Origin of the sequence: Campylobacter concisus, assembly GCF_001891085.1 — a bacterium.
Taxonomy (GTDB): Bacteria; Campylobacterota; Campylobacteria; order Campylobacterales; family Campylobacteraceae; genus Campylobacter_A; species Campylobacter_A concisus_O.
On sequence record NZ_JXUP01000008.1, the window covers coordinates 30,659 to 46,610 of the forward strand.

Here is a 15,952-nt window from a genome sequence, read left to right on the forward strand (position 1 = left end):
GTTATAAATGAACAATACGATTATAGTTTTGGATTTTGGTTCGCAATACACTCAGCTAATAGCTAGAAGGCTAAGAGAAGAGGGCGTCTACACTGAAATTTTGCCATTTAATGCAAAGCTTAGTGAGATAAAAGCGAAAGAGCCAAAAGGTATCATTTTAAGTGGTGGCCCAGCTAGTGTTTATGCTAAAGATGCTTATTTTTGCGATAATGGCGTCTTTGAGTTAAACATCCCTATACTTGGCGTTTGCTACGGCATGCAGCTACTTGCTCACACGCATGGAGCGGAGGTTTTAGCGGCTGATCAAAAAGAGTACGGCAAGGCCGAGCTTAACGTTATTAAAGAGCATGAGCTATTTAAAGATACACCTTCAAAACAAATCGTATGGATGAGTCATAGTGACTATGTAAAAGACTTGCCAGAGGGCTTTGAAGTGATCGCTGTTAGTGAAAATTCGCCTTATTGTGCTTTTGGCGATGATAAACGAAAATTTTATGCGATCCAGTTTCACGCAGAGGTGCAACATAGCGAGTATGGCACGCAAATTTTAAAGAATTTTGCTAAATATATCTGCGGTTGCGAGAGCACATGGAATATGGGAAGCTTCGCTAAAAACAAGATAGACGAGATAAGAAAAACAGTGGGCACCCACAAGGTACTTTGCGCAGTTAGCGGTGGCGTGGATAGCTCTGTAACCGCGGCGCTTTTAGCAGCTGCTGTGCCTAAAAATTTGATTCTTGTCTTTGTTGATAACGGACTTCTTAGAACAAACGAAAAAGAGCAAGTTGAAGCTACATTTAGAACAAAGCTTGGTGTTGAGCTAGTTAGCATAGATGCGAGCGAGACCTTCCTTGGCCGCTTAGCTGGCGTCGTTGATCCTGAGAAAAAACGCAAGATCATAGGTGAGACATTTATAGAAATTTTTGAGCAAGAGGCTAAAAAGCATGGTGATGTGAAATTTCTAGCTCAAGGCACCCTTTATACTGATATCATCGAAAGCTCAGTAGTTGGCTCAAGTAAGACGATAAAGAGCCACCACAACGTTGGTGGTTTGCCTGATTGGATGACATTTGAGCTAATAGAGCCACTAAGAGAAATTTTTAAAGATGAGGTTAGAAAGCTAGGTCTTGAGCTTGGGCTAAGCCGTGATTTAGTATTCCGCCATCCTTTCCCAGGACCGGGCCTTGCTATTCGCATTATGGGTGAAGTAAATAAACCAAGTCTAGAACTACTTCGAAAAGCTGACGTGATCTTGCGCGACGAGCTAAAGAGCACTGGCTGGTACAACAAAACTTGGCAGGCATTCTGCGTACTTTTAAATGTAAATTCTGTCGGCGTAATGGGTGATAACCGCACCTATGAAAACGCTATTTGCGTGCGTGTGGTCGATGCGAGCGATGGCATGACGGCTAGCTTCTCACGCCTACCGTACGATCTGTTAGAAAACGTCTCTCGCCGCATCATAAACGAGGTAAATGGCATAAACCGCGTAGTTTACGACATCTCGAGCAAACCGCCCGCAACGATAGAGTGGGAATAGAGTAAAAATATTTTTGCTGTAAAACCGTTGAAAATACAATATTGCAACGGTTTATTGAAGCAAAAAGCTCCTTAGTGATACTGTTTTGATACTAAAAATGAGAAAAAGTAGGTTTAAAAGAGAGTTTTAAATTTAGATAAATTGTTTAGAGAGCCTCCCATTATTTTGCTGGGAGGCTTTTGTGAAAACAGCGGTTGATAAATTTGAATAGGTTGTAGTAATAAAAATTCTTTGTATCGGAGCCCACTTTAACATATAGCAATGCGGGATATTCATTTATACCTGACCTAAATAAAAATTTAAATGCTATTAATAAATGCTTAAATGGTGGTACATTATATGGGATTTATTTTAGTTTGAATATTTTTAAAGAGGTGTCAATATGAGACACAAAGATACAAGAATAGAATGTGAAGAGTTATGGGCAAAAAATAAATATTTTGTACTAAGCAAATCGCATAAAGCATATTTGGAGATAAGGGCGTATTTGAGGGAAAAAGAACCGGATGTTTTATGGATAAATAAAAAAATACAGGAAGCAAGAGATATGAAGGAGAGTAAAAAAGATTTTAGTAATGCCGTTCTTCACATATGGGGATATTTCAAAAAAGACGCTAGTACAATTGAAAAACAGGCATTATTTGATATATTAAATGGATATATGGAAGGGAAAAATAATCAAGATGTTGTAATTGAATGCATTAACACCTTACTAAAGAAATACCCTAGTGAATATTTAGAAAAATCAACTTTGTTAACAGTAGAACAATTATGAGACTATGGCATGAAAAACTTATCCACTTATTGCCCAAAAGTCAGCTTCTTGGGCAACATAGGGAATGTTGTGCTCTGAGGGGCAATGGATGGAAAAAGAAACATAAAACTGTAGACTATGTGTTTACATATTCCCCATATCATCTTTTTATTTACCATGTATTGGTTATGGAGGAGATGGAAAAAAGGGGATATAATGTTTCTGTGGAATGGAAAGATAAAAATTATAGAGGAAGGACGGCAGAAAAGTACAATAATCTTAAAGAGGAAATTATAGGCAGTCCAATTTACAAAGAGCACAATATCGAATATCTAGCTGATTGCATAGAAAATTTAAGAAACAAAGGTATACATTTAAAAGTATAGAAGTTGTGGAAGAGTAAATTGATATAAAAATAAAAGAAGTTGAAGATAAACTGGAAAAAGAATGTGCATCAAAAGAAATATTATATGACCTTTCAGAATGGTTTGGAATACCATAAAGCACAGAAGAGTATATTCGTGATTCGCAGGAAAAGCCTTTTCTCGCTTGTTATATGAATGATGAGTCGGTTGGTTTTGTTGTATAAATGCAACCGGCAAGGATTGTACAGATATTTTTGTAATTGGCATAAAAGATTCCATCAAATGGGTATTGGATTAGTGCTTAACGAAGCTTACAAAACTACGGCAAGGAAGCCGGGTTGCGCATATTAAAAATAGAAACTAAAAAGATACTGTTATAGAATAAAAGAAACAAATATGATATGGTAATTATTGAGTGGGAATAAATATAGTTTTTTATTAGAAGATGGCTTAAAATAAAATTTGTAGCCTTTTGAAATGAGAAGCGGTTATAAAATGGATAAGGTTTTAAAAAGAACAAATTAAACGATAACTCATAGCAGTTTTATGAGCGAATACAAAAACCATAGCATACAAGCTGTGGTTTTCGATACTTTAAATTATACAAGAACTATTTAGAAAGATTAGATTTACATACGACGAATATACTTTGGAAATTATACGATACAAAATTAGCAAAAGATGGTAAGGCCTTGGATATAATAAATTATCGTTATAAGCTAACATATTGTGTATAAGCCATATGCATTTGAATGGTGTATTTAGGTATTATATAAATTGAAGTATGTACTTCTTATAGGAAATCTTCAATATCACTTGAAACAACTCTCATAGATAGGGAAAGTGAAATAACCAAAGAGAAATGAAAATCAATGCATTCAATAGATCATAGTATGTTTGTAAGCAAATACTTTGGTAAATATGATTTAAATTTTTATGTATTGAAATACAATCTAGTACTATATATGCAAAGAGACTATTAGTTTTTAAAAATAATTGAAAATAAAGTAAAATACTAGTATTAAGGAATGTTAATAGAAATTATAGGTTATCAAGATGAAGTAATAAAAGAGGGAGCAAGGTTTAAAAATACGAACCTTAAAAAATTAACATTTGAATTACACAGGTGGTGAGAAGAGCGAAAATGAAAAAAATAGATTTGCATTTACATACACAAAAATGTAAAAAAGGTGATGGAGCGTCAAGAGTAATAGATGCAGAAAAATTCATAGAAAAAATTCAAGAAAATAACGTTGGATTGTGTGCGATTACGAATCATAATAAATTTGATATCAATGAATATAATGCGATTTCAAGTAAGCCAATAAATTTTATTATTTTTCCTGGTATAGAGTTAGATGTTAGATTTGATGAAAACAAAATAAGGCATATTATTTTAGTGTGCAGTCCAGAGTGTGCAATTGATTTTAAAGATATTTTTTCTAAAGATGACAATAGAAATTATGATGATTATAAACTGGAATATAATGACTTAATACTCAATATTAAAAAATTTAATACAGATAAAATATTAATTATTCCTCACTTTTTAGATAAAGATAAAGATAGATCAATAAGTATTGAAGAAAAAAATCTTTTGAAAGAAGATTTAACTGGATACACAGTTATTCTAGAGCCCAAACTAAAGACCATGGGTATAATTAATGCTCATAATGAAATATCTTTAATAGGAAGTGATGTAAAAGATTGGGCAAAATATTCGGAAGATGCAAAAAGGTTGCCAGAAATGAAATTTACAATTGATAGTTTCGGTAAATTTTATGAGTTAGCATCGTCACCTAATGTGTTTATAAAATCTGTATTGAATAGTTGCGAAAAGATGGAAATAGATTTGGATTATAACGATAAGTTAGATATATATCAGGATGTTAATGTGATTTTTGGTGGCAAGGGTTCAGGAAAGACGGTATTGATGAAAAATTATATTTTTCCCAAATTAAGTGAAAGTGGGAAAAAGATTTTTATTCACGAAGGAAAAGATTATCAAAAAGTCTATGATGAAATATTGAAAAATAATGAAGATGAAGTTGAAATAGATAGCGTTTTAAAAGATCGTATAATTAATGATTTAGACTCGGTATTAAATTATAAAGAGAGTACTTACGCCGATTTTATTGGTAAATATTTGAAGTACTATGAAAATCAAAATGTATCAAAAAATGCAAAGAAAATAAGAAAAACAGAATGCTTGTATAACAAAAATATATCTCAAACCATTCAAGATGTTGCAATAAAATATAAGGAATATATTAATTATATTAATAAAGTCAATAATTTAAATACAGAGTATAGAAATGATGAAAACGAGCATAAAGAAAATTTATCCAATGAGTTATATAGACTTAAACAAGAAATTTATGAAGATACAATAGAGAAATCTAAAGCAATATTTTCCGTTTCTAAAACAGGTATAATCATTGAAAATATTAAAGAAATAATAGATAAAAAAACAGGGAAAAAATCTAAACCAAATAATATTGGACTTTCAAAAATGGTTTCTGAGAGACGAGCTATTTTTGAAAAAATCAAAAATATTAATGAGTGTTTAGAGAATATTAAATCATCAAAAAAAATTAAAATTGGAGAATTACCAGATAAGGGGCGAATTTATTCCAAAGTGGAAGTGAAAGTAATGGATAAAAATGAAAAATATGTTAAAGGTTCTCCATTTGATAGAAATAAGATTTCTGTTAATCGAGGTTTAATAGAAAAAATAGCAAATTTTTCTGTTAAAGATTTATTGAAAATGAATAAATTATTTTCGATTGATGAGTTACAAAAGTGCAGTGCGGAATATTTTGGTGATTGTGTAAAGAAGTCTTGCATGGTTATTAGAGAAGACGATACCATGTATGAACCCTCTGAAGGTGAAAAATCAATTCTATCAATTAGTGGATTGATTGAAAATCTGGCTTTTGATTGCTACTTGTTTGATGAAATAGAACGAGGACTTGGGAATAAATATATATCAGAATATATAATTCCTAAACTAAAGTATTTAAGAGATATAGGAAAAACGGTAGTTTTATCTACACATAATGCCAATATTGCAATTAATACATTGCCAACTCAAACAATATATTGCAACTATGTAGGAGATTCGGATGCAGAAATATATTTTGCTGGTAATATGTATGCAAATGAACTGGTATCAATTAAAAATACTGGCAATATAATATCTTGGGAGAATGAAGCTATTAAACACTTAGAGGGCAGTGAACGTATGTTTAGTATAAGGAGGAATATATGGAATCAATAATAATGAAATTTAAAGTAGATAGAAGTGAAAACAGTGAAATAGTAAAATTTTTAATACCAGATTTAGAAAATATCTCGATTAATATAACTGACAACGATACACAAGATATTGAAAATTTATTTAACTTAATATTTCAGGAAGTAATTAGGAGTAAAAAACTTATAGAATTTGAGTTGGATGATTCAAACAAAGATTTATTTAATGAAGTGGCAGATGATATAGTGAAGCAAATAAACAGTGAAATCAAAGTTGCAGAATCTGATTTTGAAAAAATAATAGAATTAGATAATGCTTGACAATTCATGTTTGCAAAATGCTTACAAAAATATATTGAGTGGGGGGGGGGTAAATACTAAGCCTATTTCATAGAGGGTATTTTTAAAAAGAGCTTCTAGATATAGGTTGGTTTTAATTAGGATATATTTTATCTTTTTATTAACATTGGTCAATGAAATTTAGCTCTTAACCTTTTATAATTTTATAAAAAAAGGGTATAAAATGAGTCAAATTTATAATTTAGACAAAGATACAAAAATAGTTGAAAAAAGCGTCGTTAGTAAAAGGCTCTTTCAAAACAAAAATGCAAGCGTCGATATATACGCATTTGACGAGGGTGAGGAGCTAGACCATGAGATGCTTTTTATAGATAGCCTTGCCTGGGTGATAGATGGTGAAGCGCAGCTAGAGTATGGTAAAAAGCAGATGAGGCTTGGGCGCGACGAAGCTTGCCTTATTGAGGCAAAAACCTGGCGAAAACTCAAATTTACAAAGAAAACAAAATATTTACTAATAGATTTTAAGGAGAATGTTATGATAGATCATTTAGACAAAGCGAGTATCTTTAGCCTCGCAGATGCCGTTAGCTACGAGAGTGGCAAGATAGTTAGCAAGACGCTTGTTAAAAACGAAAATGGCTCGATGTCGCTGCTAAGTTTTGACAAAGACCAAGAGCTTTCAACCCACGCTGCCCCTGGCGATGCGCTACTTATCGCGCTTGATGGCGAGCTTGATTTAAAGATAGCTGATGAGAGCTTTCATCTAGTAAAGGGCGATAGCATCGTGCTTCCAGGTAAGATCCCACACGGCCTAAAAGTGAAAGACAAATTCAAAATGCTTCTAATCGTCACAAAAGACAAAATGTAAAAAAAGCCCTATTTTAGGGCTTTTCTCTTTTATAAATCACGTTAAATTTACCCTTAATAACCTAAAAAGCAAAGTCATAATATAATCTCTTTTAAAATTTAAAGAAAAACTATGAAAAAAGAAAATTCCAAACTATTTTTGTTGCTATTTTTAGGTGCTCTCTCTGCCTTTGGACCATTTGTGACAGATCTTTATTTGCCAGCACTTCCGGCTATTACTGAGTGGTTTAAAACAAGCGTTACAGCTACACAATTAACGATCACGACATCGATGGCAGGCTTAGCCATAGGTCAGCTAATAGTTGGCCCAATAAGCGATAAATTTGGACGAAAAACGCCACTTACCATCTCGCTCATCGTCTATACGATAAGCACTATTTTTATATTTTTTGCGCAAAATATCCAGTTTTTTATCTTTATGCGCATCATCCAAGGGCTAGCAAGTGCCGGCAGCTTAGTCATCTCAAGGGCTGTTGTGAGTGATCTTTATAAGGGTCATGAAATGACTAAATTTTTTAGTCTTATGATGGTCGTAAATGGTCTTGCTCCGATACTCTCGCCAATTGGCGGTAGCTTACTACTTAAATTTACCGACTGGCGTGGCATCTTTATGGCACTTACTATCATTGGTATCTTACTTTTTATTGCAAATTTTTATTTCAAAGAGAGCTTGAGTCAGTCAAATCGCTTAAAAATGCCTTTGCTAGTGACTTATAGTGTTTTTGTCAAAATTTTAAGAAAGAAAAAATTTATACTTTTCGTAAGCATTCAGACATTTGCGATGGGTGCGATGTTTGCTTATATAGCGTCATCTTCGTTTATTTTTCAAGAATTTTATTCTCTAAGTCCAGTAAGTTATAGCTTTTGCTTTGCTTCAAATGGTTTGGGGCTTATTATAGGAGCAAGGCTTGCTAGTCTTTTAAATGAGAGAAAAGCACTCAAAACTGGGCTTTTTGGTACCTTGTTTGCTAGTGTTTTTATTGCTTTCATGCTTTGTTTCAAATTTGAAGTGATCGGCGTTATCATCGCATTTTTCTTATTGCTTCTTTTTACAGGATTTGTCTTGCCAACTGCTTCATCGCTAGCCATGAATGAAGGCAGAGAATACGCAGGCTCAGCCTCAGCAATACTTGGATTTTGCCCATTTTTCTTAGGCGGCGTCGTCTCTCCGTTAGTTGGGCTTGGTGATATATTTTACTCGACTTCTATTGTTATTTTAGTCTGCACATTACTTGCTTTGATATCTTTTTTAAGGTTAAAAAGAGTTGCGTAAAATTTATCTTATTTCAAATACAAAAACGACTGATGAGAGCGTTATAAATTTAAGCGTAAGCAAGATCGAGTTTTTAAAATTTGAACTAAATTTAAGCGACTATGATGAGCTGGTAGCCACTTCTAAAAATGCTTTTAATGCATTAAAATTTAACAATATAAAAGCTATAAATTTGCCAGTCTTTGCCATCGCAAATAGTTGTACGGCAGCCGCAAGAGAGTTTGGATTTAGTGAAATTTACACCGGAAAGAACGCTCACGGAGATGACTTCGCAAGAGAAATTTTGCCACTTTTAAAAGGTAAAAAGGTTCTTTATCTAAAAGGTAAAGATAGTGCTTCAAATTTCTTAGAAATTTTGCAAAATGGCGGAGTAAATATAAAGGCAATTGTCGCTTATGAAAATGTCTTAAATCCTTGCAAAATGGAGCTAAAACCACCAAAAAATAGTATCTTGATCTTTGCTTCTCCACTAAATGTCAAAAATTTTCTTAATAATTTTGGCTGGGATGAGAGCTATCAAGCGATAAGCATTGGAAAGGTAACTGCAAAAGAGCTAAAATTTACCGAGCCAATAGTAAGCCAAAGTCAAGATATAAACGCCTGTATCGCGCTTGCCAAAACATTACTTTAAGCAAAGAATTTATATAATTTTATTGCCTGAGTGAAGCGAGTCAGCATTTTACGGGGTCCAACACTTTTTTGTTAGCGAAAAGGTATGGGTGCCTTGTGATGTGGCTTCGTTTGAGTCTGAAAAGGCGAGAAGTTGCAACCGTTTGGTATCCATCTATTTGCAAGATTGGCTTTGTTTATGGGCCACTCTTCTATGCGACGCCCACTCGGGTTTTTAAATTTACGGAGATGAAATGAATATTCTCATAATAGGAAGTGGCGGCCGCGAATACGCCATTGCTCTAAAACTAAAAAACGAAAAAAATATAAATTTATACTTTGCGCCAGGAAATGGTGCGACCTCACGTCTTGGTGAGAATTTAAACATAAAAGACTTTTATGAACTTGCAAATTTTGCTAAAAAAAATAGTATCGAGCTAACTATAGTAGGACCTGAAGCGCCGCTTAGTGAAGGCGTAGTGGATATCTTTAAAAAAGAGGGTTTGCTCATCTTTGGACCAAGCAAAGCAGCTGCTAGACTTGAAGCTAGCAAAGCCTATATGAAGGACTTTTTGGCTAGAAATAATATAAAAACCGCAAGATATTTAAACACAGAAGATAAAGAAAAGGCATTTAAATTTATTGATACCTTAAGCGCGCCGATGGTCGTAAAGGCCGATGGACTTTGCGCTGGCAAGGGCGTAATAATCGCAAATTCTAAAGAGGATGCCAAAGAGGCAGTTAGCGACATGCTAAGCGGAGCCAGCTTTGGTGATGCTGGTAAATTTGTTGTCGTTGAAGAGTTTTTAGACGGCTTTGAGCTGAGCTTTTTTGCTATTTGCGACGGCGAAAATTTTGTAAGCTTGCCAGTAGCTCAAGATCATAAACGTCTGCTTGATAATGACGAAGGTCCAAATACTGGCGGTATGGGCGCTTATGCTCCAAGTCCGCTTGCTTCAAAAGAGCTGATAAAAAGGGTCGAAGAAGAGGTTGTAAAGCCAACTTTAAAAGGGATGAAAAACGAGGGCAGTCCGTTTTGTGGAGTACTTTTTGTGGGGCTAATGATCGTGAAAAATGAGCCTTATGTACTTGAGTTTAACGTGAGATTCGGCGATCCTGAGTGCGAGGTTTTGATGCCATTAATTGACGGAAATTTAAGCGAAATTTTACTAAATGCTGCAAAGGGCGAGCTAAAGCCTATTAGCTTAAAAGATGAATTTGCAGTTGGCGTTGTGATGGCTAGTAAGGACTATCCGTATAAAAGCAGCCCAAAAGCTAAAATTTCAGTTTTAAATGATGTAAAAGATGCTCACATCGCTTATGCTGGTGTTAGCGAGCAAGGCGGAGAAATTTATGCAGATGGTGGTAGAGTATTAGTCTGTGTGGCCACTGCGAAGAGCATAAAAGAGGCACGTGATAGAGCTTATGAGCTTTGCGAAAATGTAAAATTTGATGGAGCACATTATAGAAAAGATATTGCCTGGCAGGCATTAAAATGAGTATGCAGATAGTTGAAAAACTTGAAAAAGAAGAAATTTCGCTAGCGCCATTTTCAAAAAGAGTGCTAGCTTACTCAATTGATGAATGTATTGTTTCTTTTTTGTTTTTGATCATTTACTGGGATGCTTTTTTGTCGGTTATGAGCTATGATGAAGCCAGAAATTTGACCTTAAATTTCTTTTGGCAAATAGTCGCACTAAAGATTATTTATCATGCATTTTTTGTTTGGTATTATGGTGCGAGTCTTGGACAAATGCTAACAAAGACGATGTGCATTAATGTAGAAATTTTAGATAGACCAAATTTTATTTCAAGCTTGGTAAGAGCGATTTTTAGGTTGGTTAGTGAAGCTTGTTTTTATCTTGGTTTTGCATGGGCATTTGCAAATCCAGCTAGGCAAACTTGGCAAGACAAAATAGCAAAAACAGTGGTGATAAATGCGTAAAATTTTATTTTTAGTTCCGGTTTGTATTTTAAATCTAAGTGCAGCTGTGCAAGATGTGCAGCTTTTGGCCGATGATGTAAAGCAAGATAAAGGCATCGTAACGGCAAACAAAAACGTCGTTGTATATTCACAAGATTATCTTGTAACGGCTGATTGTGCTGTGTATGATCAAAATAATTCGGTTATCGAGCTATTTGGTAACGTCAACATGATGAAGGGCAAGAGCGAAGTCTCTCGCTCAAATTATGCAAAGCTAAATTTAAAAAATAATGATACTGCTTTTGAATCGCTTTTTATGATGAATAAAGACATGGAAGTATGGATGAGAAGCGATGAGAGCAGCTCTGACAGTGAGTACTATAGAGTAAAAAAAGCGATGGTTTCAAGCTGTAATGTCCAAGATCCTGACTGGAGCATCACCTCAAGCTCAGCTATGCTAAATAAACAAAGCAAATTTTTACATCTTTTTAACCCAGTCTTTCGTATAGCTAATGTGCCAGTTTTTTATTTGCCATATTTTGGCTTCTCAACTGATACCACAAGAAGAACAGGTCTTTTACCGCCTGAACTTGGATACGGAAAATCTGAAGGTTTTTATTACAAGCAGCCGATTTATTTTGCACCTTATAATGAGTGGGACTTCGAGATTGATCCGCAGATAAGAACAAACAGAGGTGCTGGAATTTATGGTGCGTTTAGATTTACTGAGTCGCCTGATTCAAGGGGCGAAATCAGCTTTGGTTCATTTACTGATAAAAACAGCTACCAAGCCAAGCAAAAAAGAGAGACTTCAAATAAGGCTGAACTAAAAAATAAAACACATAAAGGTATCGGACTAAAATACGAAAGAGATAAACTTATAAGATACCTTAGTGAAGCAGATTTACAAGAGGGAATTTGGATAGATGCAACGAAGCTAAATGATATAGATTATTTAAATTTAAAGGGCAGGGATGATGATTATGATTCGCTTGTAACTTCTAAATTTAACTATTTCATCGCAAATGACGATCATTATTTTGGTGCTTATGCAAAATACTACATAGATACTGAAAAAATTGGCTCAAAAAATGAGAACAAAGACACGCTTCAAGAGCTTCCATCGCTTCAGTATCATAAATTTACAGATGATATTGCTTTGCCAAATATCTTATATTCACTCGATCTTCAGTCACATAGATATGATAGAAAAATAGGAGTTAGAGCGACTCAGTATGAATTTACACTTCCAGCTTCAGTGCATGTGCCACTGCTTGATGATAGCTTAACGTTTTCATTTTACGAGTATCTATACGCTTCAAGAATAAATTACGAGAATAAGATAAATTCATTTGATGATAAAAGAGAAGATAAACATACAAATTTTGTAAATAATTACCATAAATTTACCCTTCACACTGACCTTGCAAAAGCGTATGAAAGCTTTTATCACACTTTAAATTTTGGGGCCGAATACCTACTGCCAGGCTATAGAAAAGGAAATTTGGATGATGAGTTTATCTATGATAAAAATCTAAATGAATATGAAAATTTCTTGACTCAAGAGCAGAGTAAGGAAGAAATTTCTGGTTATCTGACTCAGTATTTCTTTAACTCTAATGGTAGAAAGATTATAAAACATAGTATTTCTCAAGGATATTACACAAAAGAAGATGAATATTCGAATTTAAAAAATGCTATCTATCTATATCCATTTGAAAATTTAAGCCTTTATAATAAGCTTGAATATTCACACAAGAGCAAAGAGCTTAAAAAGGTACAAAGCGGATTTTCATACACAAATGATCTATTTTGGCTAAATATGCTTCACACCATGAAGAAAAATGATAGCAAAATAAAAAATAGTGCAACAAAAGATAGCTATTTTACAAGTGGTCTTGGAGTAAAATTACCTCATCAGTATAGTCTTATTGGTGGCTGGCAATATGATATTGAGCGAAGTTACACAAAAAGCTGGAGAGTTGGTGTACTTCATCAAAGAAAATGCTGGAATTACGGAATAATTTATCAACAAGATGTTGAGCCAACAACAACAATAAACGGCTCAGCATCAACTAGAAAAAATGGTATTTATTTCACGATAAATTTCTATCCAATGGGCGGTTTGCACTATGACTTTTCACAAAGCAGTACAAAATCGAGTACCAACTAAATGATAACGGCTAAATTTAAGGATCAATTAGAAGCAGCTAGCAAGCTAATTGAAATTTTGCCAAAAAAAGAGCTCGTAGATAAAAAGACGATAGTTGTTTGTATGTCGCTTGAGTCAGTTATACTCGCAGATGCAGTTTGTAGAAGTTTAAATTTAAGCTACGAGATGCTCTTTAGCGAGCCACTACCTGCGCCAAATAATAGCGAATGCGACGTTGCAATAGTTAGCGAGACAGAAGATATAGTATTAAATGATAAACTTATAAAGGCTTTTAATATAAGCTATGACTATATTTACGGCGAAGCACATAGAAAATATGAAGAGAAAATTTTAAAAAACGTTTATAAATACCGAAAAGGAAATTTGATAGGAGAGCTAAAAGATAAAAATATTTTACTAATCGATGAGGGGTGCGAGACTGGTATGACGGCACTCATTTGCATAAAGACGTTGCTTGATGTGAAGGTAAAATCCATCTCATACGCAACGCCAGTGATTGCTACTGATGTCTTTACAAATTTAAATGATATGGTCGATGAAATTTACACGATAAATAAGATAGTCGATTTTATCGATGTGGATTCGTATTACGAGAAAAAGATCGAAGCTACGAGTGAGCGTATCATGTCAATATTAGAAGAGAGCCCTTATTATTTGCCGTTACAAAAACAACAAGGAGATAAAAATAATGCAATATAGTATAGAAGTCAATAATCAGGTTGAAATTTTTGACCTGAATAAAGTAGCAAAACAAGCTAGCGGAGCGGTACTTTTAAGAGTGAAAAATACCGTAGTTTTAGCAACTGTTGCCAGAGAGGACACGCAAGTTGAGGAGGATTTTTTACCTCTAACGGTGCAATACATTGAAAAAGCTTACGCCGCTGGAAAAATTCCTGGCGGTTACGTTAAGCGTGAGACAAAGCCAGGCGACTTTGAAACGCTAACAGCTCGCATCATCGATAGATCTCTTAGGCCACTCTTTCCAAAAGGTTATGCTTATCCAACTCAAATAGTTGTAATGGTACTTTCAGCTGATCCTGAAGTTGATCTGCAAGTTGTAAGTCTAAATGCGGCTTCAGTTGCGTTGTATCTTAGCGACATCCCTGTAAATCGCCCAGTTTGTGGCGTGAGAGTTGGCTACATAGATGAAAAATTTGTGATCAACCCAAGCAACTCTGAGCTAAAACAAAGTGCGATTGATCTATATGTAGCTGGCACAAAAGATGAGCTTTTGATGATCGAGATGAGAAGCTTGCCTCAGCAAACTACGCAGCTCATCCCGATGGTTGCGATTGAGCCGATGATAGATCCGAGCTTAAGTGATAGTATGGCTCAAAAACAGCTGATGAATGAATTTAGCGAAGATATGATGATTGAGGCGATTGATTTTGCTGGTAAGGCGATATTAAGGGCTAGCAGTGCTTACGAAGAAGCTTTTAAAGAGCATAAAAAAGAGGACGCTACGCTTGAGTTAAAACCTGAGATAGAAAATGAAAATATCGCTATTTATATCGATAAATTTTATAAAGCTGAAGTCAAAAATGCGATCAATCAAATGGCAAAAAGCGAGCGAGCGAGCGAACTTAGCAAGATCGCAAAACAAATTTCAAGCGATGAGGTCGCTCAAAAAGAGGGCTGGGATGAGGCTGTCATCACAAATGTCCTTGGCAAATATAAAAAGAAAATCGTTAGAGAGCAGATCATAAACGAGGGCGTTAGAGCTGATGGGCGTGGTCTTGAAGAGGTTAGACCTATTAGTATCGAAACAAATGTGCTTCCAAATGCTCATGGCTCATGCCTCTTTACAAGAGGACAGACGCAAGCCCTAGTTGTCACTACTCTTGGCACTGATAGTGATGCTCAAATGTATGACATCCTCACTGAAAAAGTACCTTTTGTAGAGAAATTTATGTTTAACTACAACTTCCCAGGCTTTAGCGTAGGTGAGGCAAGCCCACTAAAAGCTCCTGGTAGACGTGAGCTTGGACATGGAAATTTAGCCAAACGTGCCCTTGCACCAAGTATCGATCTAGCTTCTCCATATACGATAAGAGTCGTTTCAGAAATTTTAGAGAGCAACGGTTCAAGCTCAATGGCTAGTGTTTGCGGTGGCTCGCTAGCACTTAGAGCAGCTGGCGTAAATACTTTAAAACTTGTCGCAGGTGTCGCTATGGGATTAATATTTGAAGGTGATAAACACGCAGTGCTAACAGATATCATGGGACTTGAAGATCATGACGGCGACATGGACTTTAAAGTAGCAGGTACAAGTGATGGCATCACAGCGCTTCAGATGGATATTAAGCTTGGTGGCATTAGTTTAGAAGTGCTAAAAGAGGCACTTTATCAAGCAAAACGTGGTAGAGAGCATATCTTATCTTTGATGACAGAGGCGGATAAAAATATAAAAATAAATGAAGATGTGCTTCCAAAGCTTGAGCTATTTAGTGTTGATCCAAGCAAGATCGTAGATATCATCGGGCAAGCTGGCAAGACTATAAAAGAGATCATTGAGAAATTTGAAGTCTCAATCGATCTTGATAGAGAAAAAGGTGAAGTTAAAATCGCAGGTGGTGCAAAGAAAAATGTTGATGCTGCAAAAGATTACATCATCTCTATCACTTCAAAAGACAATGGACGTTCATTTGGCAAAAAGCCATTTAAGCACGATAAAGAGCGTTCAAAACCAAATTTTAATATCGGTGATGAGTTTTTGGGAACTGTAAAGAGTGTTGTTGATTTTGGTGTATTTATCGAGCTAAAAGATGGCATTGATGGCTTGCTTCACATCTCAAAGATAAAAACTCCATTAAACGTAGGTGATCAGGTCAAAGTATGTGTGAGCGAGCAAAAAGGAAATAAAATTTCGCTCTCTTTAGTCGAATAAATTTT

At 34.9% G+C, this 15,952-nt stretch carries 13 protein-coding genes; all 13 read left to right on the plus strand.

The annotated features are described in order from the left end of the window. Window positions 1–7: 7 nt before the first annotated feature. Entirely contained in the window at window positions 8–1,540 is a 1,533-nt protein-coding gene (gene guaA / locus TH67_RS07900) for a glutamine-hydrolyzing GMP synthase (protein ID WP_072595105.1), read from the plus strand. Between the two features lie 382 nt (window positions 1,541–1,922). After that, window positions 1,923–2,315, plus strand: a complete 393-nt coding sequence (locus TH67_RS07905) for a YbgA family protein (protein WP_072595106.1) — start codon at window positions 1,923–1,925, stop codon at window positions 2,313–2,315. Next, window positions 2,312–2,680, plus strand: coding sequence for a TIGR02328 family protein (locus TH67_RS07910; protein ID WP_072595107.1), 369 nt, complete (start codon window positions 2,312–2,314; stop codon window positions 2,678–2,680). Before TH67_RS07905 ends, TH67_RS07910 begins: the two co-directional genes overlap by 4 nt. A gap of 1,123 nt (window positions 2,681–3,803) precedes the next feature. Beyond that, the gene (locus TH67_RS07920) at window positions 3,804–5,939 is read left to right on the plus strand and encodes a hypothetical protein (RefSeq protein ID WP_072595108.1); all 2,136 of its coding nucleotides are present in this window, start codon (window positions 3,804–3,806) and stop codon (window positions 5,937–5,939) included. Further along, a complete protein-coding gene (locus tag TH67_RS07925; RefSeq protein ID WP_072595109.1) occupies window positions 5,927–6,235 on the plus strand; it encodes a hypothetical protein in 309 nt (102 codons plus the stop codon). The genes TH67_RS07920 and TH67_RS07925 overlap by 13 nt, the downstream gene beginning before the upstream one ends. Window positions 6,236–6,437: 202 nt before the next feature. Continuing rightward, window positions 6,438–7,082 carry a cupin domain-containing protein gene (locus TH67_RS07930; RefSeq protein WP_072595110.1) on the plus strand — a complete coding sequence of 215 codons (645 nt, stop codon included), beginning with the start codon at window positions 6,438–6,440 and terminating at the stop codon, window positions 7,080–7,082. 111 nt (window positions 7,083–7,193) lie between these two features. Further along, the gene (locus tag TH67_RS07935) at window positions 7,194–8,354 is read left to right on the plus strand and encodes a multidrug effflux MFS transporter (protein ID WP_072595111.1); all 1,161 of its coding nucleotides are present in this window, start codon (window positions 7,194–7,196) and stop codon (window positions 8,352–8,354) included. Further along, a complete protein-coding gene (locus TH67_RS07940) occupies window positions 8,347–8,985 on the plus strand; it encodes a uroporphyrinogen-III synthase (RefSeq protein WP_072595112.1) in 639 nt (212 codons plus the stop codon). The genes TH67_RS07935 and TH67_RS07940 overlap by 8 nt, the downstream gene beginning before the upstream one ends. Window positions 8,986–9,217: 232 nt before the next feature. Beyond that, window positions 9,218–10,462: a phosphoribosylamine--glycine ligase gene (gene purD / locus TH67_RS07945; protein WP_072595113.1), complete on the plus strand. Its 1,245-nt coding sequence runs from the start codon at window positions 9,218–9,220 to the stop codon at window positions 10,460–10,462. Then, the gene (locus TH67_RS07950; RefSeq protein ID WP_072595114.1) at window positions 10,459–10,908 is read left to right on the plus strand and encodes an RDD family protein; all 450 of its coding nucleotides are present in this window, start codon (window positions 10,459–10,461) and stop codon (window positions 10,906–10,908) included. The genes purD and TH67_RS07950 overlap by 4 nt, the downstream gene beginning before the upstream one ends. After that, window positions 10,901–13,060 (plus strand): LPS-assembly protein LptD, encoded by a 2,160-nt coding sequence (locus TH67_RS07955; RefSeq protein ID WP_072595115.1) that lies wholly within the window; start codon window positions 10,901–10,903, stop codon window positions 13,058–13,060. The genes TH67_RS07950 and TH67_RS07955 overlap by 8 nt, the downstream gene beginning before the upstream one ends. After that, window positions 13,061–13,759, plus strand: coding sequence for a phosphoribosyltransferase family protein (locus tag TH67_RS07960; RefSeq protein WP_072595116.1), 699 nt, complete (start codon window positions 13,061–13,063; stop codon window positions 13,757–13,759). It abuts the gene before it with no gap. Next, window positions 13,749–15,947 (plus strand): polyribonucleotide nucleotidyltransferase, encoded by a 2,199-nt coding sequence (locus TH67_RS07965; protein ID WP_072595117.1) that lies wholly within the window; start codon window positions 13,749–13,751, stop codon window positions 15,945–15,947. The genes TH67_RS07960 and TH67_RS07965 overlap by 11 nt, the downstream gene beginning before the upstream one ends. The last annotated feature ends 5 nt before the right edge of the window (window positions 15,948–15,952 follow it).

Coding starts and splice junctions, on each gene's coding strand:
- TH67_RS07955 (WP_072595115.1), top strand. CDS start 10,901: ATGCGTAAAATTTTATTTTTAGTTCCGGTTTGTATTTTAAATCTAAGT.
- TH67_RS07910 (WP_072595107.1), top strand. CDS start 2,312: ATGAGACTATGGCATGAAAAACTTATCCACTTATTGCCCAAAAGTCAG.
- TH67_RS07920 (WP_072595108.1), top strand. CDS start 3,804: ATGAAAAAAATAGATTTGCATTTACATACACAAAAATGTAAAAAAGGT.
- TH67_RS07905 (WP_072595106.1), top strand. CDS start 1,923: ATGAGACACAAAGATACAAGAATAGAATGTGAAGAGTTATGGGCAAAA.
- TH67_RS07950 (WP_072595114.1), top strand. CDS start 10,459: ATGAGTATGCAGATAGTTGAAAAACTTGAAAAAGAAGAAATTTCGCTA.
- TH67_RS07965 (WP_072595117.1), top strand. CDS start 13,749: ATGCAATATAGTATAGAAGTCAATAATCAGGTTGAAATTTTTGACCTG.
- guaA (WP_072595105.1), top strand. CDS start 8: ATGAACAATACGATTATAGTTTTGGATTTTGGTTCGCAATACACTCAG.
- TH67_RS07960 (WP_072595116.1), top strand. CDS start 13,061: ATGATAACGGCTAAATTTAAGGATCAATTAGAAGCAGCTAGCAAGCTA.
- TH67_RS07930 (WP_072595110.1), top strand. CDS start 6,438: ATGAGTCAAATTTATAATTTAGACAAAGATACAAAAATAGTTGAAAAA.
- purD (WP_072595113.1), top strand. CDS start 9,218: ATGAATATTCTCATAATAGGAAGTGGCGGCCGCGAATACGCCATTGCT.
- TH67_RS07925 (WP_072595109.1), top strand. CDS start 5,927: ATGGAATCAATAATAATGAAATTTAAAGTAGATAGAAGTGAAAACAGT.
- TH67_RS07935 (WP_072595111.1), top strand. CDS start 7,194: ATGAAAAAAGAAAATTCCAAACTATTTTTGTTGCTATTTTTAGGTGCT.